At 60.3% G+C, this 24,786-nt stretch carries 17 protein-coding genes; 4 read left to right on the top strand and 13 right to left on the bottom strand.

Features of this window, described 5'->3' with window-relative positions; genetic code table 11:
- Positions 1-98: 98 nt before the first annotated feature.
- The gene (locus tag D0N36_RS05120) at positions 99-1,211 is read right to left on the bottom strand and encodes an acyloxyacyl hydrolase (RefSeq protein ID WP_116940344.1); all 1,113 of its coding nucleotides are present in this window, start codon (positions 1,209-1,211) and stop codon (positions 99-101) included.
- Between the two features lie 260 nt (positions 1,212-1,471).
- Between D0N36_RS05120 and D0N36_RS05115 the strand changes: the two genes are divergently transcribed.
- The 4 genes from D0N36_RS05115 (at position 1,472) to D0N36_RS05100 (ending at position 4,738) form a co-directional block, all read left to right on the top strand.
- Positions 1,472-2,233 (top strand): porin family protein, encoded by a 762-nt coding sequence (locus D0N36_RS05115; RefSeq protein ID WP_116940343.1) that lies wholly within the window; start codon positions 1,472-1,474, stop codon positions 2,231-2,233.
- A 253-nt stretch (positions 2,234-2,486) separates the two neighbouring features.
- A complete protein-coding gene (locus D0N36_RS05110; protein ID WP_116940342.1) occupies positions 2,487-3,089 on the top strand; it encodes a porin family protein in 603 nt (200 codons plus the stop codon).
- A gap of 29 nt (positions 3,090-3,118) precedes the next feature.
- Complete coding sequence (locus D0N36_RS05105) at positions 3,119-3,886, top strand: outer membrane beta-barrel protein (RefSeq protein ID WP_116940341.1); 768 nt, start codon at positions 3,119-3,121, stop codon at positions 3,884-3,886.
- 192 nt (positions 3,887-4,078) lie between these two features.
- On the top strand, positions 4,079-4,738 hold the full coding sequence (locus tag D0N36_RS05100; protein ID WP_116940340.1) for a porin family protein: 660 nt from the start codon (positions 4,079-4,081) through the stop codon (positions 4,736-4,738).
- 116 nt (positions 4,739-4,854) lie between these two features.
- Here D0N36_RS05100 and D0N36_RS05095 read toward each other — a convergent pair whose 3' ends face one another.
- The 12 genes from D0N36_RS05095 to D0N36_RS05040 all read right to left on the bottom strand — a co-directional run bounded on the left by D0N36_RS05095 (position 4,855) and on the right by D0N36_RS05040 (position 24,716).
- A complete protein-coding gene (locus D0N36_RS05095) occupies positions 4,855-6,219 on the bottom strand; it encodes a dipeptidase (protein ID WP_116940339.1) in 1,365 nt (454 codons plus the stop codon).
- 71 nt (positions 6,220-6,290) lie between these two features.
- Positions 6,291-6,701 (bottom strand): STAS/SEC14 domain-containing protein, encoded by a 411-nt coding sequence (locus D0N36_RS05090; protein ID WP_116940338.1) that lies wholly within the window; start codon positions 6,699-6,701, stop codon positions 6,291-6,293.
- A gap of 40 nt (positions 6,702-6,741) precedes the next feature.
- Positions 6,742-7,185: a hypothetical protein gene (locus tag D0N36_RS05085; protein ID WP_116940337.1), complete on the bottom strand. Its 444-nt coding sequence runs from the start codon at positions 7,183-7,185 to the stop codon at positions 6,742-6,744.
- A gap of 88 nt (positions 7,186-7,273) precedes the next feature.
- Positions 7,274-7,909 carry a helix-turn-helix transcriptional regulator gene (locus D0N36_RS05080; RefSeq protein ID WP_116940336.1) on the bottom strand — a complete coding sequence of 212 codons (636 nt, stop codon included), beginning with the start codon at positions 7,907-7,909 and terminating at the stop codon, positions 7,274-7,276.
- Between the two features lie 401 nt (positions 7,910-8,310).
- Positions 8,311-8,721, bottom strand: a complete 411-nt coding sequence (locus tag D0N36_RS05075) for a hypothetical protein (protein ID WP_147320759.1) — start codon at positions 8,719-8,721, stop codon at positions 8,311-8,313.
- 419 nt (positions 8,722-9,140) lie between these two features.
- Positions 9,141-9,782, bottom strand: a complete 642-nt coding sequence (plsY, locus tag D0N36_RS05070) for a glycerol-3-phosphate 1-O-acyltransferase PlsY (protein ID WP_116940335.1) — start codon at positions 9,780-9,782, stop codon at positions 9,141-9,143.
- Between the two features lie 437 nt (positions 9,783-10,219).
- The gene (gene sov, locus D0N36_RS05065; RefSeq protein WP_242478808.1) at positions 10,220-17,656 is read right to left on the bottom strand and encodes a T9SS outer membrane translocon Sov/SprA; all 7,437 of its coding nucleotides are present in this window, start codon (positions 17,654-17,656) and stop codon (positions 10,220-10,222) included.
- A 223-nt stretch (positions 17,657-17,879) separates the two neighbouring features.
- Positions 17,880-18,485: a Holliday junction branch migration protein RuvA gene (ruvA, locus tag D0N36_RS05060; protein WP_116940334.1), complete on the bottom strand. Its 606-nt coding sequence runs from the start codon at positions 18,483-18,485 to the stop codon at positions 17,880-17,882.
- 260 nt (positions 18,486-18,745) lie between these two features.
- Complete coding sequence (locus D0N36_RS05055) at positions 18,746-21,022, bottom strand: NADP-dependent malic enzyme (protein WP_116940333.1); 2,277 nt, start codon at positions 21,020-21,022, stop codon at positions 18,746-18,748.
- A 170-nt stretch (positions 21,023-21,192) separates the two neighbouring features.
- Positions 21,193-21,792, bottom strand: coding sequence for a hypothetical protein (locus D0N36_RS05050; RefSeq protein ID WP_116940332.1), 600 nt, complete (start codon positions 21,790-21,792; stop codon positions 21,193-21,195).
- A 61-nt stretch (positions 21,793-21,853) separates the two neighbouring features.
- Entirely contained in the window at positions 21,854-22,327 is a 474-nt protein-coding gene (locus D0N36_RS05045; RefSeq protein WP_116940331.1) for a hypothetical protein, read from the bottom strand.
- A gap of 412 nt (positions 22,328-22,739) precedes the next feature.
- On the bottom strand, positions 22,740-24,716 hold the full coding sequence (locus tag D0N36_RS05040) for a LysM peptidoglycan-binding domain-containing protein (protein ID WP_116940330.1): 1,977 nt from the start codon (positions 24,714-24,716) through the stop codon (positions 22,740-22,742).
- Positions 24,717-24,786: the final 70 nt, after the last annotated feature.

Raw genomic sequence — 24,786 nt, 5'->3', positions numbered from 1 at the left:
CGCATTTATTGCTGAAGCGTCGGCTGACTGGTACCGGGCCGCTACTGAAGCTGCTGAGCCGGCGGCAGCCTCGTTGCTCCCGAAGCCGGATTGCCCCGTTACAGTCTCATGCCAAGCCGCCACTCAACAACATCGGCCGCCCCACGATGCACCTTCAAATCGACGCCGCCGAAGATGCGGGGCGTGAAGTGGTATTTGAGGCCCAGGCGCTCGTAGTAGAATTTGTTGGATTTGTAGGGATTATAGACATAAAAACCCAGGTGCGAAACGAAAGCCACCCGGCCAAACAGCAGCTCGTGGCCCACGTAGGCCCCGGCCTTCTTCACGTCGGTCAGGCGGTCGGTGGTGCGGGCCGAGTCGCGCTGCTGGGCGTTCAGGCTCCGGTCGTAGAAACCTTCGAAGCCGACTACAAGGTTGGATTTGCGGTTGATGCGTCGGCCCGCGGCCAGGGTTATCGAATTCACCAGGTAGCTCTGGTTATCCGACTGGCTCCACTGCTTCCAGCCAGCCGATGTGCTGATGTTGAGAAAGTTTCGGCCCACGTCTTCGGGCATTGGTTCGGGGGGCTGGCTGAGGGGGCGCAGGGGGCGCTGCTGATGGTAATTTACGCCCACCAGCACAGTGGGCAGGTTGATGCCGAAGTTAGGTTTGGTAGTAGCCCCGTTCGAGTAATGGTTCAGCCCCAGCCCCAATAGCAGGCCGAAGTGCTCGGTGAGGGCTATATCGTACTCCAGCCGGGCCTGAATGGTGGCGTTGAGCCGGGAGCTGATGATGTTGTTTTTGTGGTTGGTTTCCTGGTCGAAGCGCTTCGGGAAGTAGCCCACGCCAGTGCCGATGCGAAAGTTGAGCTCGGTGCGCTGGCTACGCCAGAACGACTTGTTGAGGTAGAACCCCGCCGCATAGGAGCGGCCCAGCGTGGGGTTGTGGTAGTCGTAATAGGTGAGGGCCAGGCCTATTTTGGGGTATCGGTACCAAGCGTGCCAGGGCGCGCTGCCATTGGTTTGGCGCTGCACATTAAGCTCGATGCCCGTAGGATGTGACACCGCCAGGTGGCGAATGGAGGGCGTGTGCGGAATAATGAAGCTGCCTAGCCCGTGCACCCCTGCCACCAGCGGCCCGGCCGGTACACTAGCCGACTGCTGGCCCCGGGCCTCACGTAGGGCCAGCACCGCCAGCCCGCCGACCAGCCCCAAAATGTACCGATTCATCATAAAAAGCGTGCGGGCATAAAGATCAAAAGTAATGAAACCCGCCCAAAGCGCGGGCCGGAAACCCGAGGTATTTCAACTTCTGGCAATTCGCTAGCAATGTGCTGATTAGCTGGAAACCACTGAGTTCCAGCTGTATCAACCTTAAGCTGCGAAGTAACCTTGCCTGCCATTTTTACGATATGAGGCCCTGAAACCACGAGGAGCGCGACTGTGATAGGCGGCGAAGTGGTTGTAACCCGCGTTTTAATTCCCTTACGATTATGAAAAAAGTTGCTCTCCTGGCCGCCATTGGCGTTGCCTCCATTTCCGCTGCACACGCTCAGGACGCCGGTGGCTTCCGCATTGGGCTGAAAGTAGGTGGTACCTACTCCAACATCTCGGGCGACAACGTGGGCCAGATTACCGGCTCTAACTACAGCGCCGACCTGGGCGACTATAAGCTGGGCTACAACGCCGGTATCGGCGCAAGCATCCCGATTTCGTCCGATGGTTTTTTCTCTTTCGCACCCGAGCTGCTTTATAACCGCAAAGGCTACGAGTTGACCTCCACCCAGTCGAGCGGCTTCAACCCCGGCACGGTTAACGGCAAGACCATTGACAAGCAGGAAACCGAGCAGCAGCGCGTGCTGCACTACCTCGATGTGCCGCTGCTGGCCAGAATCAATGCTGGCGGTATGTTTTTCGAACTGGGTCCGCAGGTGAGCTACTTGTTCGGTTCCAAGGTGAAAAACCAGGTGACGACCAAGTACACGGATGGCAGCAAGGATAAAGTAGAAAGCAACAGCGGCTTCCGCGACTACACCGGTGTAAGCCGCGACGATGCCTACAAGTCTGATTTGGCCCAGTTCGACATCAGCGGCGTGGCCGGCGTAGGCTACATGACGGAGGGCGGCATTAGCCTGGGCCTGCGTTATGCCCGCGGCTTCAACTCGCTCATCGACACCAAGAACCAGGACAACGAGCCCAAGGCCTTCAACAACGCCTTCACCCTGCAGCTCGGCTACCTGATTCCGACCCGCTAAACCGGCGCTACGCGTCGCCCATTACAAAGGCTGCTTTCCTACTGGGAAGGCAGCCTTTTTTTGTGTGCTGATAAGCCGGTTATGCAGGCAGCTTAGGGACGTTTAGCGAGTAGCCAACAGCAAGGTCGGCAACCGGTCGGCACCTGAAAAAGGGCTGTGTACCTTATGAAAACGGCTTCAGAAGATGACGGACTACAAACTTTACGCGTAGCTTCGCCCCCGATTTTACAGCCTATTTCCGAAGCCAGCGCGCATGAACAAGCTTTTTCTTTCTTTAATACTAACCGGGGCCACCGTGGGCCTGTCGGGTACCGCCGTTGCCCAGCGCAACGTGTCTTTGGGCCTAAAAGCAGGGGCTTCACTGTCCAATTTCGTGGGTAAGGATGCCAAGGCCTACAAGGACATTGTGGGGTTCCAGGCCGGCGGCTTTGCCAATATCGGCTTCACCAAGCTATTCGCTTTCCAGCCCGAAATCATCTACTCACGCAAGGGTGGCGAGCTCGAAACGCCCGGCCTGACCACGCGGCTCGACTACGTAGATATGCCGCTGGCTTTCCATGCCAACGCTGGCGGGCTGTTCTTTGAAGCAGGGCCGCAGGTGGGCTTCCTGGTATCAGCGAAGGACAAAATCGGCAACGCCACAGTCGATGTGAAGGACGCATACAACACAGTCGATTTTGGTTACCTGTTTGGGTTGGGCTACCAACGCAAAACCGGCCCCGGCATCGGGCTGCGCTACAACGGCGGCTTTACCAACGTGCTTGAGTCTGCAAAAGTCGGCAACATCACGTTCCAGAACCAGCGCCGCAACAGTGTATTCCAGCTTTACGCCACGTTCTCGTTCCAGGGCCGGTAGTGCTGCCAGCCAGTATTTCCGCTTTGCCCATGTCGCTCGTTAGTCGGCTGCTGCTACCCGTACTGTTGTTGCTGAGTACTGCTGCTTCGGGGCAGCGGGTGCTGCTGGGCCTGAAGGGCGGCGGAGCTTTTAGCAATGCCATTGGCCCCGATGCTACTGCCAGCCGGCTGCGGCTGGGAGCCACAGCGGGGCTGCTGCTGCGCCTGGAGTTGCCTGCGGGCCTGGCGCTGCAGGCCGAAGGGCTGTACGCCCAGCGCGGCGACAACGGCAACAGCTACGGCTTCGCCGTGGGCCACCGCCTCGACTACCTGGCTCTGCCGCTGCTGCTGCAGTACCACCGCGATGGGCTGTTTGTGGAGGGCGGCGCGCAATATGGCCACCTGTTGCGCGCCACCCCCAACGAGCCGCCCGCTTTGCGGCTGGGCGAGCTAACTTTTGAGCCACGCGACCTGAACTTTGTACTGGGCGTAGGCTTTCAGGACAGCTCGGGTGTGTCGGTGGGCTGGCGCTACGTGGGCGGGCTTAGCAACGTGTTTCGGCCCGGCGAAATTAGTGGCACCGGCCAGCGCCGGCTTCGCAACAGTAGTCTGGAGCTGTACCTGAATTTTGTGTTTGAGCCCCGGCAGGTGGGTCAGCTTACTGTGGCCACTGGCCGGGGCATCGGGCGGGGGGCGCTTGGGGCGGTGCGGCTGGTAGGCCGGGCACCGGGCGCGCTGTACCGGGCAGTGCAGCGGCGCCAACGCCCGCCCGCCCAGTTGCCGGCTCCTGCCTCCACGCCGCCCGCCCTGCCCGACTGATTGGCCGCGGCGTTTCGGCGGGCTGCCTGAACAGTTGGCCTGCAGCAGCGCGGTTCACTCAAAAGCGTGTCAGAATAGAATAGCGCATTCGGTTGGCCGGCATACGCCAGCTGAGAAAATGCGCTATTCTGGCACGCTTTTCGTCCTGCCAATGTTCATACCCACTTTTTTTCAACTAAACGGGTTCTTCGTATGAAAAAGTCTCTGCTGGCTGCGGCCGCTCTGCTCGCTACTTTCGCCGTTACCGAAACCAAAGCTCAAGGCATCCGCCTTGGCCTGAAAGGCGGCGCCAACCTCTCGAATCTCTCCGGCGACCTGGCCAATAAGGACGGCTACGACTATAAAGTCGGCTTCCACGGTGGTCTGATGCTCAACATCGGTCTGGTTGATGACGGCTTCCTCTCGCTGCAGCCCGAGGTGCTGTACTCGCAGAAAGGCTACAAATATGACAGCAACCAGGCGTTCGGTACGTTCCGCCGCGAGGGCGACGTCACGTATAACTACATCGACGTGCCGGTGCTGCTCAAGGTGAAAGCCGGCAACCTGTTCTTCGAAGCCGGCCCGCAGTACAGCTACCTCCTGAAGGTAAAGGATGAGTCGACCCGCACGCTCAACGGCACGCTGATTAACCGCACGCAGGCCGAGAAGGACCTGAGCAACGTGAACCGCAACGAGTTCGGCTACGTGGCCGGTCTGGGTTTCCAGTCCGATTCGGGCATCATGCTGGGGGTTCGCTACAACGGAGCCCTCACCGATTTCGCCAAGAACGACAGCTACAACAACGGCGAGCTGACCAACGCCCGCAACCAGGTGTTCCAGGTTTCGCTGGGCTACCTGCTGCCGAGCCGGTAAGCAACCCTTAGTGCGGGGTTTCGCCCAACAGCACCCCCGCTGCCCAATAGAAAAGCCCGCCCAGCAACGTTGCTGGGCGGGCTTTTCTATTGTCCGGGCTTGTAGCATTTGGCGGCCTACTTCATGGCTGCCGCGTAGTTATGGTAGAAGTGTGGGATGGTTTCGATGCCTTTCATGAAGTTGAAGACGCCGTAATGCTCGTTGGGTGAGTGGATGGCATCAGAATCGAGACCGAAGCCGAGCAGCACGGTATCGAGGCCCAGCTCGGTTTTAAACATGGCCACGATGGGGATAGAGCCGCCACCGCGGGTAGGAATGGGGCGCTTGCCGAAGGTGGTTTCCATGGCATCGGCGGCCGCTTTGTAGGCCACCGAGTCGGTGGGCGTTACCACAGGCTCGCCGCCGTGGTGGGGTTTCACCTTTACGGTTACGCCGCTGGGCGCAATGCTCGCGAAGTGCTTCTGGAACAGCGCCGTAATTTCGTCGGAAGTCTGGTTGGGCACCAGCCGCATCGATATTTTGGCGTAGGCCTTGGAGGCAATAACCGTTTTGGCCCCCTCGCCGGTGTAGCCACCCCAGATGCCGTTCACGTCGAGCGTGGGCCGGATACCCACGCGCTCGACGGTGGTGTAGCCTTTCTCGCCGTACACGTCGGGCAGGCCGATGCTCTTTTTGAACTCGTCGTCGGAGTGCGGCACGCGGTTGAGCTCCTCGCGCTCCTCGGCGCTCAGTTCCGTTACGTTGTTGTAGAACTCGGGGATGGTGATGTGGTTGTTCTCGTCGTGCAGCGAGGCAATCATCTTGCAGAGCACGTTGATGGGGTTAGCCACCGCGCCGCCGTAGAGGCCCGAGTGCAGGTCGCGGTTGGGGCCGGTTACCTCTACCTCGTGGTAGCTCAGGCCGCGCAGGCCCACCTCGATGCTGGGCTCATCGTTGGCCAGCATGCCGGTATCGGATACCAGAATGACGTCGGCTTTAAGCTTCTCCTTGTTGGCCCGCACGAAGATGCCCAGGTTGTTGGAGCCCACTTCCTCTTCGCCCTCAATCATGATTTTGATGTTGCAAGGGAAGTCGCCGGCCTGCTTCATCACCTCCAGCGCCTTCACGTGCATGTACACCTGGCCCTTATCGTCGCAGGCACCGCGGGCATAAATCTTCTCGTCCTTAATTACCGGCTCAAACGGCGGCGAGTCCCACAGCTCGTAGGGGTCGGCGGGCTGCACGTCGTAGTGGCCGTACACGAGCACGGTGGGCAGGCTGGCGTCCACCATTTTCTCACCGTACACGATGGGGTTGCCGGCCGTAGGGCACAGCTCCACGTTATCGAGGCCTACTTCCTCGAAACGGGCTTTCAGGTAGTCGGCAGCCTTCAGCACGTCGCCGTGAAACTTGGGGTCGGCCGAAACCGACGGAATCCGGAGCCAGTCAAGTAGCTCGGTAAGGAAGCGGTCCTGGTTTTCTTTCAGATAGGTCGTATCCATATAAGGAGTTTTCGGGTGGGGTATGAGTTGGCTGAACATACGAGTGTAGCTGCGGGCCGAAGGTGAGCGGCTTATTTGGCGTCGCATTGCTGGAGCCATTGCATGGCCGCCTGCTCGTCGCTGAACATCTTCACTTCAAACGCCTTTAATTGAGCGTAGAAGGCCTGGGCCGATTCGTCGGCCAGCGAGTCGGGCGTAGTAACCATGGCGAAGTAGCGCAGGCCGGCGGCGGCGGCGTTGGGGGCCCACTCGTTCAGTATCCACTCCAGGGAATGGTCCCAGGGGCCGATAACCTTGCGCGTATCGTTGAGTACGCAATGGAAGCCGGCCTCGGCCAGCGCCGTTGTATAGGCGTGGGCGCCGGCCTTAATGCTGTCGGCTGTCAGATAGCCCACCCAGTCCACCGCAATCCAGCGGTTAGTCGTGTCGTCCTCAACTGTAACGTAGGGCCGGCCCAGGGAGCTTTTAAGTTCTTGTTTCATGACAACAGCGTAGGAGAGCAGCAAATAGAAAAGGAGGGAGTTAACCAATGGCCGGCCCATGCAGGGCCTGGTGCAGCCACTGCTTCGCCTCGGGCAGGGTATTATAGTGCGCTATGTTGATGGCATAGGCGTTGGCCGCTTCGGTGTTGTCCGTGTAACTCTGCACCGATATCTGGCCAAATATGCTTTCGGACGCTACGAAACCCATGTGCCGGATGCCGGCGGCGTAGGCCCGCGGGTTCCAGTTGGTGCGCAGCCAGTTCTGGCCATCGGGTGTAACAGCGCCAACCTGGCGGGTGTCGCCCAACAAACCCAGTGGCCGGGTGCGCTGGCCTTCCTGTATATAGAGCTCCAGAGAGCGGTCCATGAAAGAGCGAAATTGCTGACGGTTGGCAAAGGTATGCCACTGCACAATCAGGCAGGGCACTTCGGGGGCCAGCAGCATACTCCCGTACGTTTCGGTAATAAGGGCACTATCGGGCACGGGCGAAAAGATGTGACAAGGCTACCGGGAATGGGCTGACTACCCAGCACTACGCACCAGCGGCAGTTCCCGCGCAAACATACCGAAATCAGCCCGCATGCCCAAGCTGGGCCGGAATCCTGTTGCCACCTAAGCAGATTGGTGGCGGCTTGCGCGGTGGGGGTTTCGTGGGTCCGCTTTGGGCCGGAGGCAGGGCTGCCAGGGCCGCTTCGAGGGCGTTTATTTGGTGCTCCAGCCCCGCCAGCTGGGTTTGCAACAGCAGCTGCGGGCCGGCGCCGCACACGTCTAGCAGTTGCTGGCGGGCCTCGGCCTCCACCGCATCCAGCCACTGCGCCTCCCGCTCCGCCGATTTCACCGGCCCGCCCCAGGCGCACAGCGCCGGCAACGCGGCCAGCCGGTTGAGGAAGGGCGTGGCCCGCCGTTGCAGCTTCTTCAGCTCGAAGCGCAGTTTGCCGGCTTGGTGTTGGCACTGCTCTAGGCGCCACGCCAGCGGTGCCCGCTCCGGGGTGGGCTCGGGTAGCGGGGCTACCGCTACCACGCGGTTCTGCGCGTCGAGGGTCTGGCCCTGCCGGCCCAGCTCCAGCCGGACTGCTGGCAGCCCTCCCACCTCCAGCGGCATAGCCCGGCGGCCACTCTCCACCAGCGCCAGCGTTGTGCGGTTGACGCCCAGCCACCGGGCGTACTGGGCCTGCGTGAGGCCAAAATGCTGCCGGAGTTCAGACATAAGTAGAGGATAGTGGAGTCGCGCAACAATTCGATCAAGAAACGGCGAAATTATTACGACAGGGATGCAACAACTTAAGTTGTTGCATCCCGCTTTGTTGCATCCCGCTTTGTTGCATCCCGCTTTGTTGCATCCCGCTTTGTTGCATCCCGCTTTGTTGCATCCCGCTTTGTTGCATACCTGTCATTCTGAACTTATAGCTTCACTGTGGCTATTGCCCCCAACCGGTGTATTTGCTTCTCGCCTTCAGTTGGCCCTTGCTTCAGATAAGTCTGCTTGGCGGCCAGTTACTGCTGTGCCTGCCAGGCCAGCCGCGCGTGGCCGTTGATGGCTTGGTACTTAAGCGGCGCCCGCACCCCGGTCTGGGTGTGATGGAGCATGACTGCGCTTTACTGCATCAGTTAGCGCAACGCATGCTTCGGCACCGCTACAGGAGGATCTACCCAACCGTCGGCCGGCACGCTGGGTACCGGGTCCCAAATGGGCGCGTTCAAGTAAAGAATGGATAAGTCAGGGTGGGGTGGGTGAAACTTGAGCAGAAACTTTCGTCCTACGAGGTGCTCCCCTGCAAGGGCATCGGCATCAGCGGAACAGGTGTACTCCACACCGTTAACTTTGTATTTAGAATCCGCAAATTTGCCGCTTTTTAAACTCCAATGGGTCTTGTAAATTGTGGCTATCGTATAACGATGATTTTTACGCAGCTTATCCCCTAGATTTGTCATATAAAAATATAATCCAATGAAAAAAAAGGCGCCAAAAATAGTGGTAATTTCTCTAAATGTTAATGTATTGTTACTATTGTTTTTCATTACTGTGTAGTCACTGTTAAATTATAAACTTTGAAGGTGTTTAGAAAGTACCCGGAATCAATTAAAACGTCATACTGAGCCTGTCGAAGCATCTCTACCGCTTCGTTGAACGACCGCTACGAAGCGGTAGAGATGCTTCGACAGGCTCAGCATGACGTTTTGTTAACTTTGTAAACAGCTTCTTCGTCAAGCTATTTAATTCCTTTTTTATTCTGATTGGAGATTAAATTGTGCTACACATAGCAAGGCCAGTCATGCCCCCATGAGGAACTGCTCCAGGTAAAGAATTGATTGATTTGCGTAACGATTCATTTAATAAATGAATGAATCGTTGTAGTATGCCTGCAACAGAACGGGATGCAATAATTTAAATTATTGCATCCCGTTCTGTTGCAGAAAATGGGTTGTGCCAGAGCCGCCTACTTCTTATCCCAGGGCATGGGCACGCGGCTTTCGGTGCCGGCGCGCAGGCGGCCGATATTGGCGCGGTGGGTGTAAACGAGCAGAGCCGCCAGCACAAACCCGAACCAGAGCAGCAGCTGGTTGTCGGGCCGGAAGGCCGGCAGCAACTGCAGCAGCGCGAACGTAACGCCGGCCGTCATGCTACTCAGCGACACGTAGCGCGAAACCAGCAGCACCGCAATAAACACCAGAATGCAGACGCCCACCGTGGCCGGGGCAATGGCCAGCATCATGCCCAGCACCGTGGCCACGCCTTTGCCGCCCCGGAAGCCCGCCCAGATAGGGTAAATGTGCCCCACCACCGCCAGCACCCCACAGGCCAGCTGAAAGTACAGCAGCTGCTGGGGCAGAATGGCACCCTGGTCCAGTATGAAGGTAGCCAGCGAAGTGGCGGCCCAGCCCTTGAACACATCAATGGCCATCACGAATGAACCTGGCTTCTTGCCGAGCACCCGAAACGTGTTGGTGGCGCCCGAGTTACCCGAGCCATGCTCGCGAATGTCGAGCCCGAAAAAGGCCCGACCCACCCACAGGGCCGTCGGGATAGAGCCAATCAGGTAAGCGGCCACCAACAGGCCAAGCACTAAAGGTAGATTCATGCGGAAGGGGAGAGGAGGGGTAAAGATAAGAGCCAGACAGTAGCGTCATAATAGCAGCTAACCCGAGTTACGGAGAGTATGGCAATGCCAAATGGCAAAATGCGCATTTCCCAAAGGGCATACCGAAAGGCGTTTAACCTCAGAAACAGCCAACTCCAGATTTAATCTGAGATTGACTGCTTCTGGGATTGTGCTATAAGCCACCTCGCAAACAATGCACGCGGTGGGGTGTAAAGGGCAGCATTTTGCGCCTTTTACTTTGGCCGACGTTACGCGATAAGCCACTACGAGACGTGAGATAGTGCGTTTCTACGCTAGGCATCTGCCGTTTGCAAAACTGCCATATGCGGCGGCGGGGGCTGCTTGCGGCCAACTGCTACACAAGTCCCTGGCAAGCTTTGGATAACAACCGGTTTTCGAGCCCTCCTCAGTGTGGCTTACTGCGACAGGCTGTAGCGGAGCTGGACGCCGGCTTCGGTGGAGGTGTTTTTGAAGGCGTTGCCGGTTTTGGGGGTGGTGATGTTCTGGGTGAAGAAGAACTGCAGGTTCAGGCGCTGGTTGAGCACGTAATCGACAGTAGGGCGCAGCTGCACCTGGCGGGTGCCGGCCGTTACCTGGCTGGACGCCCGCCCGATGCTGGTTGTGCCCGTGCCATCCCCATCTACGGGGTCTACTACGTCGAGAATGGTGCGCTGGATGGCGTAGTTCTCGCTGATGCTCAGGTCGAGGCGGGCATTTAGCTCGTTGCGCAGCACCCGCTGCTCGCCCCCAATTTTGAAGGGTAGCCGGAACTTGTTGGTGGCGAAGCCGGCCCCAATCACGATGTCGTTGCGGCGTAGCTCCGTTACCTGAGCCACGGTCGAGTTCAGGCCAATAGTGCGGTCGACGCGGTACTCCAGGCGGCCGGTGAGGCGGCCGGTGGTCTGGAAGTCAATCCCAATAAGCGGGGCCAGCCGGTCGGCAATGGTTACCTGCCCGATAATGTAGTACGGTACGAACCGGTCGGCGCTATTGAGTACAGTCGAGAGACCATCGGGTTCCTTCTGGTAATCGACCGTAGTGCTGTAGCCGGCAATGTTGTAGCTGGAGCCATACACGTGGTTGAGGCGGAACGAGCGGAAGTAGCGCTGCACGAACGGGATTTCGGAGAGGCCATTGTAGCTGATGTTCCAGTTGGGCAGCGGCAGCTGGGCGAAGGGCTTGAACTTCTCGGCCTTGTAACCATCCGACGAGCGGCCCTTGTAGGCGTCGATAAACGCCGGCAGCAGCACATCCTGCGAGTTGTAACCGTAGAAACCTGCCACCGGGTTAGCGGTCTGCAGCCGCTGCTGCACTACTTCGCGGTTCTCTACGAAGCGCTGAAAGGCCTTCGACATGGTGCCCGCACGGCTCAGGTCGCCGAATATCGTTTGGATAGCAATGAACGAGGTGCTGAAGGTGCCATTACCCAGCGGATTACTGGCTGTGGGGGTAGGGTCGGCTACGGGCTCGAAATTGTCATCTACCAGGCGTCGGTAAAAAACCTGCCGGCTGCGCACCAGGTTGCGGCGGGCATCAAGCTGAATGTTGAAGTCGCGGATGGGCTCCAGGGTGGTGCGCAGCGTGAGGGCCTCGGTGAGCAACGAGCTGAGCGGGGCGTTGAGGTACTGGCTCTGGTCGGTGTACCAGCCGTTGCCGTAGGCTTTACTGAACAAGCCGTCGAGGTCCTGCTGCTGGCCCAGAATAAAGGGCAGGCCAGGGGCATTGAAACCGTCATCGAACCCTAAAAAGCGGGTGTTGGGCAGATAGCCGGGCAGCAGCGTACCGTTGGAGCGCACGTAGGTGAAGTTGAGCGAACGGGCCGTCATCAGGGAGCGGAGCACCGCTTTCAGGGCCCGGAACTCGGGGCCTTTGGCCGAGTCGGCCTCGGCGGTTTCGGGACCCGCGCCGGCGACCCCAACCACGCCGGGCTTGGCTATTACAGGCTCCTTGGGCTGCTGGCCGGGAGGCGGCGCGTTGTTGATGATGTTGAGGAAGCGCACCTTGTTATAGAGCTTCACCAGGTCGATCTTACCGTTGGCGCTCAGCTCGCCGGTGTTCTGGATGGTGTTGCCCAGGTTTAGCGGCACAGTCGCAGTGCTATCGGGTCGACCAGGATACAGTGGCCTGGTCAGAGCAGTCGAAGCGGCCTGCCAGCCGTAAGTTGCCGCATAGCGCGCATCGGCCGAGAGCCAGTCGGTGAGCGGGAACTTGTCGAGCGGCAGGCGGTAGGTGAGGGCGACGGTCTGGTTGAAGTTGGTGGTGCGGCCACCGCGCAGCAGGTTGTCGCGCAGCTGCTGGCGGTTATCCCGGGCAATCTGCGAGTCGCCGATGGTGCTGCCGGGGCCTTCATCCACCACGGCCCGGTTGGTGGCCGTGTAGTCGAAGGCCAGGGCTTTGGTCAGGTCCCAGCGCAAATCGTAGATGCGGCTGAAGTAAAACACCTTCTGGAACACGCCCGGAATGTTGCCCCGCACAGGCACCTGGCCGGGCTCGAGGGTACGCTGCAGGAACCGCTCGTTGTAGCGCCGGTCCAGGTCGGCCCGGAACGAGAAGCGCGAGGGCAGGGGCGTAAAGTTGACTTCCTTGAACAAGGCCAGGTAGGGAGAGTCGAAAGCCTTCACCTTGGCCAGCGGCGTGTAGTTGCGCGGGTTGGCCTGGTACACGTAGGCCAGCGCGCCGGTATAGGTGCGCGTATAGTCGCGGTCGGTGCGGATGTCGGTGTGCTTGCGCTCGGTCAGCGAGTAGCTCAGCGCCAGGTTTTCCACGTCCCAGGGCTGCACTTTCTTCTCGGGGTTGGTGCGCTCCTTGCGCACGTTCAGCAGCGAAATGCTGCGCTGGCTGGTCTGGTCGATTACCTCGCGGCGGTAGTCTGCCCGTTCGTTGGCGTCCTCAAACTTCTCCAGGCTCTGCTTCAGCTCGGTGTCGGGGTCGAGCGGGTCGTACTTGGGCGAGCGGCTCTCGATGCCGGCCTGCAGCAGCACCGGCACGCGCAGGCCCAGCTTCTCCGGGAAAAACTTGTCGGCTGCCACGGTGGCATTCACGTCGCCGCGCAGAATGTTGTCGATGGAGCGTTGCTGGGGGCGGTCCTGCAGGCCACCGAAACCGGTGGTTACGTAGCTGCCGGTAGCCGTAATGTTCGCAATGTCGGCCAGCTTGGTGTTGAAGCGGGCAGTGGCGGCCCAGCCGCTTTCGTTCTCAAACTCGGACACCCGCAGCTCGTTGGCCCACAGTATCAGCGACTGGCTGGCGCCGTCGTCGCCGGGGTTCAGCACGCCAATCATGGCGCCCTGCACCGACGACAGATCGGGGTTGCCGACTACCGTAATCGTGTTGCCGTTGGCCAACTGCACCACGTAGGGGGTGCCGTAGCTTACGCCTGCCTTGTTACGGGCCGCCTTGGCGTCAATCAAATCCTGCAGCGTCAGGTCGATGCGGTTGGCCACCGGCCACACCTGGTCAACGGTGTAGCTGGCGCCCGAGCCGGTGGGCTGGGGCGTGAGCTCCAGCGGCAGCGCGTACTCGTAGTAGTTCTGGGTGTAGTCGGTGCCCAGGCGTACGAAGCCGCGGGCCTGGCCGCTGCGCAGGTTGCGGTCCTGGGTTTCGGCGTGCAGAAACAGCTTCAGGCGCTTGTAGCGCAGCATGTTTACCGTCAGGTTTTTGTAGGCGGCCTTGGCGAAACCGTCGCGCAGGCCGCCCACCACCAGGCGCAGGCTCTGCTCATTCTGCAGGCGGCTGGTAGTAGTCGAGCCGAACTCCTGGTCGCGCCGGATGTTGGGCGGCAGCAGGTACGGAATCGAGCCGGTGCCGGCCTGCTCCACGCGGCCGTTTTCCTCAATGCTCACCGTCGAAATGCTGAACTCGTCGGCGTCGGTATCGGGGTTGAGGATGCCGCCGGGCTCGGCAATTTTGGTGAGGTAGCGGCGCCACTGGTTGGCCACAAACTGGGGCTGCACCATGCGCAGCACTACCGGCTGCTGCCAGCCGGTGAGGGCCAGCCGCAGAAACCGAATCGACTTAAAGCCGAACTCCTGGCCGTCGGGTGTGCCCACGGCCCGGTCGTACTGCCGAATCGGAATACGGAACTGGTACCAGCTTACGGGCTCGTCGTTGGTGTCGTCGTTGTTGTTTGTGACCTTATCGACGATGTAGTTCTGGCCCACTTCGAGGCTGCCGGGGCGCAGGCGCACGCGGTACTCGTAGTAGCGCTCAATCTCCGAAATTACGTTGTCGCGATTCAGGTCTTCCTTGTCGGGGTAGGCCGTCGAGCTCAGCCGGCTGCCCTCGGGCGAGTTGCCCTCCATGCCGTTAAAATTCTTGTAGCGGGCCAGCACTTTGGCATCGGTCTGGTCGTAGCTGGGGTCGAGGTGGTGGCGGAAGTTGTCGCCGGCCGGGTCGGGTACGCCGGCGTAGGCACCCTGCAGCTCGGGCAGGGCCTGCTCGGCCGCGTCGATGATGCCATCGAGGCCCACATCCTGCTGGGCGCGGGCTCCGGCGGCGGGGTTGAAGGCGTCGGTGAGGAAGGGCTGGCGCGACACCCGGCCCCAGACGGTGTTGGTGGCGTCGGGGCTGGGGGTTTCCACCGGCAGGCCATTCTCAAACTCGTACTGGTTGTTGTCGGCCAGCACGTCTTCCGAAACTGAACCCAGGTTCACGAACAGGTCGCCGCCGGAGGTGTTGTTAGCGTTGTGCCCGTCGTTGTCGATTACCCGGCCGTTTTCGCCCGTCAGGAAGGGGTCCATGAGCCAGAACTCCAGGTACTCCACGTTGGCGTTGTCGAAGTCGGTGTCGAAGGTGATTTCGCGCGAAATAGCTGCCTGACGGGCCGCATTGGCCGCATCTGTAGTGCTGGCAAAGAACGTAGGCCGGGTCCGGTCGAAATCGGGCGTGTAGTTATACTGGCCGCGCTGGTCGGGGAAGTAGGCCAGGTCGAACGTGGTTTCGAACGAGTTGCCGTTGGCCCCCAGGTTGCGGTTCGGGAACACTTCGTCGCGTTTGATACCGCGGATGTAGTGGTTCTTCAAATCACCCGTTCCAATGTTGTCGGGCTTGCTCTGGCCGTTGGTATAATACGTCTGGTCGATGGTGTACCAAGCCAGCTTGGCCCGGTTGTAAGCCGTAGCCAGGCCGGTAGGTGCGCGGCGCAGTGGCAGCGGGGTGCTGCCCAGCCGCCAGGCCACGGCCGCGTTCAACCCACCCAGCGTGTAGGGCGTGCGCGCATTCTCAAAGTCATCGAGGTACGAAACGCCGTTTTCGCCGCCGCTGTTCTTGTCGCCGAGCTTGCTTTGGCTGGGTAGCAGCTGGGCAAACTCGCCACTGAACGAGACGGTAGAAATTTCCTTGGTCGTGATGAACGGCAGCGCGTTGAGGTAGCGGGTAAGCGCCCGCGACTCGCGACGCATGTTCACATCGAAGCCATAGATGGTGTTGTTGCCCGGCTCGTCGCCGATGTTCACGCGGTTGATGCCGGGAGCCTGGTTTTCGCGCAGATGCAGCACCGTGGCCCCGAAGTACATATCCGACGATACCCGGTAGTCGAACCGGGCCCCGATCAGCTTGCGCGGCTGCACCTGCACCAGGGCGTTTTTCTCGAACTCCACCCGCAGCTCGTTGGCCGAATTCAGGTAGGCCGGGTTCAGGATTTTCACCTTGGCCTGGTCGTAGAACACCTGGTAATCGACGCCTTCCTGGAGCAGCGTGGAGCCCGAGCGCACCCGCACCGAGCCTTCGGCCACGCCAATACCGGGCAGGTTAATCTCGTCGGTGCTGGTGGCCTGGTACCGGCCGCGCAGATAGAACTTGTCCTTTTCCTGGCGCTGCTGGGCGTCGCTCTGCACCTGGTTGTACAGCTCGCGGTAGGCGTACTTGCGGGCCAGCTGCTGCTCGGCGGGCGAGGCCACCGTATCGAATTTGGCGGCCAAGTAGCTGCCGAACGGCTCTATTTCGGGGAAGATGATCCGGCCCAGCTCCGTATCGACGGTGATGCCGGGGAAGAAGTCGAAGTTGCCGTCGGGGTTCCGGTCGTTATTGGGGTTTACGTTGTCGAGGTTGAAAACCTCAATCAGCGGTTTGTTGGCAATGTTCTGGCCCTCTTTCAGCGAAATCAGGTCCACGCCCGTCACGTCGTCCTTGTACACAATCTGCAGCTCAAACTTGTCGCGGTTGAGCTGCTGGGCGTTCAAAGGATAGATGTTTTTCATCATCAAATCCCAGGTCGGCAGGTTGCGCGTGAGCAGGTTGTTGTTGGCCGGGTTCTGCGTCGGGTCGGCCAGACCCACGGCGGGGTTGGTGGCCTTCAGCATCTTCAGGAAAATCACCTGGTCGGTGCCCACCTGCGAGTAGTCGTTCTGAATTTCGCCAACGGTGTAGGTTTTGCCGTTGTAGATGTACTGGTACGATACGCCCAGCACCTGCTCGGGCAGCAGCTGGGTGTTCAGCGAAAGGTAGCCCAGCTGGGCGTTGTAGGTGTACTCGCGCGGGTCGAGCTTACGAGCCCGCACGTGCTCGAAATCGGTGTTCTTCTCCAGGCCCAACGAGCGCAGGTTGTCGTCCACCTGCAATTCCTGCCGGAAATTGGGCAGGCCGCTGATAACCCCCAACTCGCTGTTGGCCTGGTTGTCGGCCAGAGCGCTGGGGCGGGCACCGTTCAGAAACTGCTGGCGGTACACGCGCTGGGGCTCGGCCACGTCCATGAGCGTTACCACGTTGCGCAGGTTGTCGCTCTGGCGGTTGTCGTTGGTCACCCACACTTCGAGGTAAGTGATGTTGATGCCGCTCTGGATGGTGGGCAGATTGCGCAGCGAGTTGTCGTACCGCTCCCGAAACACCTGGCTCAGGAAGTAGTGGCGGTCCTTCTCGTACTGGCTGGCCTTTATTTCAAACTGCCGGCTCTGGCCCCCATTTTGAATGCGCACCTCGTCGGCCTGGCCGCGCAGGGTGCTGGCAATGGTGGTTACGCCGAGGCGGCCGAACTGCAGCTGGGCCTTCACGCCAAACAGATTCTGGGCCCCGGTAATAAGCGAGTTGTTGAGCGGCAGGCTCACGTTGCCCAGCTCCACCTTGCGGATAATATCGGTGTCGAAGCCCGTGTAGTCGAGCTTCATGTTGTTCTCGAAATCGAAGGCCGCCTTGGTATCGTAGTTGAACGTCAGGCGCAGCTTCTGCCCAATCTGACCAGTCAGATTGAGGTTCATGTTCTGATCGAACTGGAAGTCGCCGTTTTTCTGCTGGCGCAGCGTGAGGGTGGGGTTTTCGTTGCGGTTGCCGCGGTAGCCCATGCGCAGCGTTACGGCGCCCTGGGGCCGGATGTCCACGTAGCTGCCCCCGAAAATGCGGTCGGCCATGGGGCCGAGGTAAATCTTGGGAATCAGGCGGCGGTTGTCGGGCTGGTTGGGGTCGCCGGCCACGCCGCCCCCACCGGCCCGCTCGCGGAAGTAGTCGCGCACGGCCTTCTGCTGCTGCCAGCGCGAGTATTCCTCGAACGTCATGCGGCTGGGGTCGCGGAAGTTCAGCTCGGAACCGATGCCCTCTCGGATGTCGAAATTCTTGAGGCTATCGTCGGGCTGCACCTGCAGCTGCACGTTGTCGGGCAGGGGCAGCACCAGCGGCGAGCGGCGGCGCTCATTCGAAAAGCGCGAGCCGCGCCGGTCGGCGGGCTCTACCCGGGGCCGGGTGCCGGGCTGGTAGCGGGTGGTATCAATGCGGGGCGTATCGGCGGCAAAACCCCCGCCACCGGCGGGGCGCAAACCGGTCGGCAGCCAGTCGGCCCACAGCTGGCCCAGCGCAAAGGGGGCCAGCGTGCCATCGGCCAGTGGCGCGGCTTCCGACCACCAGGCCACCAACGAAACCAGGACCACGAAGGCGCTGGCGGAGAACTTCTTACCGGTAGTCAAGCGTCGATATCCGTCGAGAGAGGAGGAGGTAGTGGGCCGAAATAATGTGTCATGTTGAGCGTAGCCGGAGCATTTCTACCACAGTAGTAAATTCAACAGCAGAATTAGCATTGCAGTAGAGATACTTTGACTACGCTCCGCTTCGCTCAGTATGACAATGTTATGTTAGCCAAAGAAACTAAAGGGCCTAATTAGACTTAAGAGCGAATTTAATCAATTCCTCTACCGTCAGGTCGTTGCCGTGCTTGCGCTGAATCTGGTCGAGCGACTTTTCGGCCGCTGCCCGCGCAAAGCCCAGCATCACTAAAGCGGCTAACGCCTCCGAGCGGCTGGTATTGTGCGCCTTGGCCAGCGGTACGGTATCAAAGCCGGCCTTGGCCAGCAGCTCATCCTTCCGCAGCTTGTCTTTCAGCTCCAGAATCACGCGCTGGGCCGTTTTGGGCCCCACGCCCTTGATGCTCTGGATGGCCCGTACATCCTCGCTCACAATGGCTTGGCGGATTTCGCCCACCGACATCGACGATACCATCACGATGCCCGTGCCCGGCCCGATACCCGACACCGAAATCAGCTGCATAAACAGCGCCTTTTCGTTGGGGTCGAGGAAACCGTAGAGCGTCTGCCCGTCTTCCTTGATGTGCTGGTAAGTGTAGAGCTTGATTTTCTCCTCCTCGGCCGGCAGCTTGGAGTAGGTGGCCAGCGAAATCCGGATTTCGTAGCCAATGCCCTCCACGTCGAGAATGGCCTGGGCGGGGTCTTTGTAGGCGAGCTTGCCGTCAACGTAAGCAATCATGCGGGGTGGGAGCGGAGTAGAGGAAAGAGGACGAAACCGGCCCAACATGGCCGCAGCCGGTTTGGTGCCAAGTTAGGGACTTTAGAAGGGAGTGTAAAGGGAAGAGAGGATAAAGAAGTGAGTGCAGCAAATGACCGGAAGCAGGAACGTCATTCAGAGCAAAGCGAAGAATCTCGCGGGCCGAAGTAATCCTGCTATCAGGAGTTAGTGTGGCACGCAAGATTCTTCGCTTCGCTCTGAATGACGTTCTTTTCTAATCCCTACAACCCTTTATTGCCCGGCTGCTGAGCATCGACTACGGCAATGGCGGTCATGTTCACTATTTCGCGTACCGAGGCACCGAGCTGCAGAATATGCACCGGCTTGCGCATGCCCATCAGCACCGGCCCAATCACCTCGGCGCCCCCTATTTCCTGCAGTACCTTGTAGGCAATGTTGCCGCTGATAACGTTGGGGAAAATGAGCGTATTGGCCCCGCCGTGGGCCGCCAGCGGCGAAAACGGGTACTGCTCCTGCAGCAGCTCGTGGTTGAGAGCCGTGTTGGCCTGCATCTCGCCGTCGAGCAGCAGCTCGGGGTAGCGGGCTTTGGCCAGCTCGGTGGCGCGGCGGGCTTTGTCTGGCAGTTCGCCGGGGTTCGAGCCGAAGTTGGAGTAGCTGATAACGGCCACCCGCGGCTCGGCGTCGAAGAACTTCACGGCCCGGGACGTCAGCCCGATAATGTCCACCATCTCCTCGGCCGAGGGGTCGATGTTGACGGTCGTGTCGGCGAAGAAGAAAGGGCCTTTTTTGTGCTGGATGATGTACATGGAGGCCACCCGCTTGGCGCCCTCGGCCACCCCGATAACCTGGAGCGCCGGCACAATCGACTTGCCGTAGTCCTTGCTCAGACCCGTGATAAAGGCATCGGCATGGCCGGCTTCCAGCATCATGGCCCCAAAGTAATTCCGTTCGCGCAGCAGCCGGCGGCCCTCGTAAATGGTAATGCCCCGGCGCTGCCGCTTCTGGTAGAACAGCTCGGCATACTCTTCGCGCTTGGCTTCCTCGCGCACGATGTCGATGATTTCGCAGCCCTCCAGGTCGAGAGAAGTTTCGGCCGCGATGCGCTCAATTTTGTTGCGGTTGCCCAGCAGAATAGGGAAGGCAATGCCCTCTTCGCGCAGAATCTGGGCTGCTTTAAGCGTCTTGTACGTGTCGCCTTCGGCAAAAACCACCCGCTTAGGGTTGCTGCGTGCCGCCGACGTAATGCGGTTCATCAGCTTCTGGTTCACGCCCAGCCGCGCCCGGATATCGTCCTCGTAGCCGGCCCAGTCGGTAATGTGCACGCGGGCCACGCCGCTGTCCATGGCTGCTTTGGCCACGGCCGGGCTCACGGTGGTAATAAGGCGCGGGTCGAGGGGCTTGGGAATGAGGTAGGTGCGGCCGAAGCTCAGCGTGTTGTCGCCGTAGGCGCGGTTCACCATTTCGGGCACCGCCTCCTTGGCCAGCTCCGAGAGGGCGCGCACGGCGGCCAGCTTCATTTCCTCGTTTATTTCGGTGGCCCGCACATCCAGCGCCCCCCGGAAAATGTAGGGGAAGCCCAGCACGTTGTTCACTTGGTTGGGGTGGTCGGTGCGGCCGGTGGCCATGATGAGGTCGGGCCGGGTGGCCATGGCTATTTCGTAGCCGATTTCGGGGTCGGGGTTGGCCAGCGCAAACACAATGGGGTCGGCGGCCATCTTCAGCAGCAGCTCGGGCGCCAGCACGTTGCCGGCCGACAGGCCCAGGAACATGTCGGCCCCTTCCAGCGCCTCGGCCATCGTGCTGATGGGCCGCTCGGTGGCGAAGAACAGCTGCATGTCGGCCAGGTCGGTGCGGGCCGACGTAATGAGGCCGTCTTTGTCGAATACCACTACGTTTTCGCGCCGCACGCCCAGGGCCAGGTACAGGCGCAGGCACGAAATGGCCGCCGCGCCCGCCCCGCTCACTACCAGCTGAATCTGCTCAATCTGCTTGCCCACCACTTCCAGCGCGTTCAGCAACGCCGCCGACGTGATGATGGCCGTGCCGTGCTGGTCGTCGTGCATGAGCGGAATGTTCATCTGCTCGCGCAGCGCCGTCTCAATCCGGAAGCACTCGGGGGCCTTTATATCTTCCAGGTTGATGCCGCCAAACGTTGGCTCCAGCGACTTCACGATGCGGATAAACTCGTCGGGGTCGGTGGCGTCAATCTCAATATCAAAGCAGTCGATGCCCGCGAACTTCTTGAACAGCACGCCCTTGCCTTCCATTACCGGCTTGGAGGCTTCGGGCCCGATGTTGCCCAAACCCAGCACCGCCGTGCCGTTGCTGATAACGCCCACCAGGTTGCCCTTGGCCGTGTACTTGTACACGGCATCCTTGTCGGCGGCAATTTCCTTGCACGGCTCGGCCACGCCCGGCGAGTAGGCCAGGGCCAGATCGAGCTGGGTACTCACGGGCTTGGTCGGCACCACTTCAATTTTGCCGGCCGGCGTGCGGGAGTGGTAGTCGAGGGCGTCCTGTTTGTTTATTTTGAGCATGAGGCAGGGCAGAAGATGAGCTTCCGAAGAAAAGAACAAGGCAGCAAGATGCGGCAAATCGAGCCGGTTTCAAAGGTACAAGCCCCACCCGGAACAAAAAGCCCCGAACCAGGCAGGGGTCGGGGCTTTTTGGTTCCGGGCAGGTTAGGAGCCCAGAAAGTAAGGATTTGTTATGGCTTGATAGGCAGGTTGCTGAACTCACCGCCCACTATCACCTTCGCTTTCCTGGCTGGCTGGTTAGGCGACAGTTCGGCGTAAGGGTCAGCCACGTCCTGGAAAGTTACTTCGTAACGGCCGCTGACCAGGCGGTGAACCGCATCGTAAGCGGTAATTACCAGGCTGCCTTCCGTCAGGTTTTTGTCGGCACGGTAGGTTTTGGTTATCTGGGTCGTGGGGTTGAGAGTGTAGTTGAGCAAGTAGGTGACCTGCACCGCATCGGCCGCCGGCGCCGGCAGCGACTGGTACCCGAAGCTGCTCGGCTTGCCCGGCGTGAAGCTGCCGGGCATCATAAACTCCACCCGCTCTCTGCCTTCAGCTCCCGTGCCGAAGCGGAGCACTACCCGGCCACTTTCCTGCTTGGCCTCGCCCGTCAGCCGCAGCGCAGAATAATTGGTGCCCGAGGTTTCGTTGCTGGCGGGGTAGTGGACTATGCTGTACAGATCGTATACCGGCGCCGGGGCCACATAAGGAGCCGGGTCGTTTTGCTTTTGGCACGAAGTGCCGGCTAAACTCAGGGCCGCCAGCAGCAGGGTAGGAAGAGGGATACGCATATCGGCAGGATGAGTGCTAGGTTGAGTTTGCTCAATGAGGGATGGACCGTAAAAGCCAGTTTTACTGCAATTTCAGGTTGGTAAACGACCCCGTAACTTCCACGTTGCAGCGCAGCGCGTCGCCGCTGGCGCCGTTATTATCGGCCGGGTCAGACACGTTTTCCAGCTGCGCCTGATAGGAGCCGGTCAGCAGCTGCCGTTGGGCGTCGTAGCCCGTAATCGTTAGCTGGCCCCGTACGTTGCGATAGGTGGTGCTGTTGATAGAGCCCGCGGCCCGCGACCTGAAAAAGGTATAAACACTGGCTACCGGTGCCGCAGGGCTGGCCAATGAGCGTAACTCGTATACGCCGGTAAGGGCGGCGGTCAGGCTGGCCCGCGGCACCGTGAAGCTCATAGCATCTTTGCCTTCCATTGCGTCAAAATCCAGCTGCAGCTTATCGGTGGCAAAGGTAGCAGTGCTTTGCAGCGTCTTCTGCGAATAGCCCTGCGCGTTGTTGTAGCGGCTGGTCGACAGGTAAACGGTGGAACGCTGCATCTTCACCTCCGCTTCCGGCAAACTGGGCTGCGGGTCATCTGCCTTCTGGCAGCCAGAGATAAGTAGCGAGGAAGCAAATAGCGCAGATAATGCTAGACTTTTAAACATAATAACGAAATGCAGTTGTGGAGAAATAAAACTGGTAAATCTAAAGTTGTGCCAATTTCGAAAGAATAGTTCCCCAATAGCTTATTTTCTTATTGAGCTGCCTTAAACCAGTAGATTTTCTCCTGGCGTAAGGGTACCAAAAACTCACTAGAAATGGCTCATATAATGGAAATGAGGCCCGACGCCATACCCACATCGAGTACGCCATTGGGCCTCATTTATCTTCTTCGGTCAGCAGATGCCTCGCTGGCTCCTGGAAATTCTCCGGGAGTAGCGGAAGCTGCTGAAATGAGAATCGGTTTCCTCAGCCGCCTACTACCAACTTCTGCCCAGGCTGCACAGCGTCCGATTTCAGGTTATTTAACTCCCGCAGGCGTTGCACCGTCAGGCCCTGGTAGCGGCGCGAAATGTTGTAGAGCGTGTCGCCGGGCTGCACAAGGTGCAGCGGCGGCGCGGCTGGCAATTCCGCGGCTGCCGCTGCCGGGGCAGCCGGACGGGCCGCGCGCCGCACGGGAGCCTGAGCGGCGGCAGCTACGTTGCGGGTCGCCTCCATGAGGTCGGCTACCGCTTCATTGGCGGCTGCTTCCGGTGGGGCTTTCAGCGTCAGTTCCTGGCCGGGCTGCAACACGTAGCTGCCGAGTTGGTTCCAGGCCCTGAGCTGCGCCACGGTTAGACCGTTGGAGGTGGCAATTTTTTCCAGGAAATCACCTGGCTTCACTACATAACGGTCCGGTCCGGTATCATCATCGGCAACTGCCGCCACTATGGCCACCGCCCGGCGCACATCCGCCGCCTGCTTGGCCGGAACACGAGCTAGCGTTTCGGCCGCCGAATCCAGTTCGGCGGCAGCGGCGGCGGATGCAGCGGTGCGGGCCGTAGTTACCCGTGTCGGCACTACTGCCGGCCGAACCGCAGCGGTAGCCGGGGCATTGGCGGCCGGACCGGCAGCCGTTGGCAGCGCCCGGAACAGCACCAGCTGCTCTCGGCCGGCCAGCGAGGCGCTTGTGCCCAGCTTGTTCCAGCGGCGCACCTGGGCCGGACTTACCTTATAGCGGGCTGCCACCGAATTCACCGTTTCGCCGCGTTTTACCGGATGGCGCAGGCGTTCGAAGCGTGGTTCGGTCGGGGTTGCCGCAGTAGCTGCCCCCGCCAAGTTGCGGGCCGGTAGCGGCATGGTACCGCTCAGGGCTACCAGGCGCGGGGCCAGCGGGCGGGGCAGGTCGGCCAGCGGCCGGCAGTAGTCGAACAGGGCCTCGCGGCTGGCTACGGCCAAAGCGGGGCGGGCGCTGGCAGGCACCTTCAGCACGTAGGGGCGGTAGCCGGCCGGCAGGTAGGACTTGCGCAGCTCCGGGTTGAGGCGCAGCAGCGCCAACGAATCGGTAGCGCCGATGGCCTTGGCCAGGCGTGTCAGGTCGAAGGGCCGACCGCCCAGCTGCAGCGTATCCATTGCCTGGGCATACTGATAGTTGAGCGTGGGCGCGTGCAGCTGGTGCTCCCTGGCGTACTTCATGGTGTACATGATGGCCGTGAAGGTGGGCACGTAGTTACGGGTTTCAGCCGGCAGGCTGTTATGCACTTCCCAGTAGGTTTTTTTGCCGGTGCGCTTCACTACGCGCTGCATGTTGCCAGCCCCCCAGTTGTAGGCAGCCAGCACCATTTCCCAGTCGCCGAACACCCTGTATAGGTAGCGCAGGTGCTTGCAGGCCGCTTCGGTAGCCTTTTCGGGGTCCATGCGCTCATCCACCCATTCGTCGCGGTGCAGGCGCAGGTCGTTGGCGGTAGGGCCCATAAACTGCCACAGGCCGGTGGCGCCCACCCGCGACTTGGCCGTCGGAATGAGGGCCGACTCCACCACGGCCAGGTACTTGAGGTCGAGGGGCAGGTTATACCTGGCCAGATACTTCTCGAAGAGCGGGAAGTACAGGTTTTCGCGCTCCAGCACCCGTTGGGTGTAGCTCCGCTGCCGCTCGGTGAACAGCTTCACGAAGCTCATCACGTGGTTGTTGAACACGTGGGGTACGTCGGTTTCAAAGCAGCTCATCCGGTCGCCCACCAAATCGCGCAGCTCGGGCGGGGTGCGCAGCCAGGCCAGCCTCGCCGAGTCGGGTGCCATGGGCGCGGCGGCCAGCGAATCGGGCAGCAGCGGCAATGCAGTCAGCACCGAATCGGGCGGCAGGACAATCGGGGCTTTTGAAGCGCCGGGCCGCACCTGGGCCCGGGCGGCGGGTACCAACGTGCAGGCCAGCAGAATGGGAGCGGCAAACCGCAGCAACTTCATCATGCTAACTCACTCAAAAGGACAATGGCCGGTGGGCCCAAACGCAAAACGCTGAGCCACAACCCAGCGCTTT

Source organism: Hymenobacter lapidiphilus (genome assembly GCF_003417065.2).
Classification (GTDB): domain Bacteria; phylum Bacteroidota; class Bacteroidia; order Cytophagales; family Hymenobacteraceae; genus Hymenobacter.
Note: the sequence above shows the minus strand (reverse complement) of the source record. Positions and strands in the feature narration are given on the sequence as shown.